Raw genomic sequence first — 567 nt, forward strand, 5'->3', positions numbered from 1 at the left:
AATGTCAACGTGAACGGCATTAGTGTTGCCTGGCGACCTGGATCGGAAACTCAGGAGCCAATCAACGGCTTCTCTGCAATCGAAGCGACGACCATTGTTAACACTGAGGTCACTTACGATACCCCGCTGGTTAGAACCGTGACAGATCAGGACGTGACCCGCGTTCGTTTTAACATCGGCGTCACCGGGCTCATGGAGCAGGACTCCAAGGGTAACCAGAAAAACACCTCTGTAACGATGGTTATCGAGACCAGAACTGGCTCGTCGGGCTGGGTCATGGAGAAGACGGTGACGATTACAGGGAAAATCTCTGGCGAGTACCTTGAGGCGCACGTCATTGATGCCCCCGACACCAAACCGTTTGATATCCGCGTTCGCCGCATTACGCCTGACAGCAGCAGCGATTTGCTGTCAAACGGGACTGTTTGGAACAGCTACAGCGAGATCACCGACGACAACCTTAGCTATCCGTTCTCTGCTGTTGCCGGCTCAGTCATCGACCGTGACCAGTACACCGACACGCCGAGCCGCACATATCATCTTCGCGGGCTGATCGTTGACGTACCG

At 54.7% G+C, this 567-nt stretch carries 1 protein-coding gene; it reads left to right on the forward strand.

Annotation, left to right across the window (positions count from 1 at the left end; genetic code table 11):
• A partial coding sequence (gene gpJ, locus ACOTX4_RS26030) for a TipJ family phage tail tip protein (RefSeq protein ID WP_421635524.1) occupies positions 1–567 on the forward strand: 567 nt, incomplete at both ends.

Origin of the sequence: Enterobacter cloacae complex sp. IR5459 (assembly GCF_049238005.1) — a bacterium.
Lineage (GTDB): Bacteria > Pseudomonadota > Gammaproteobacteria > Enterobacterales > Enterobacteriaceae > Enterobacter > Enterobacter hormaechei_C.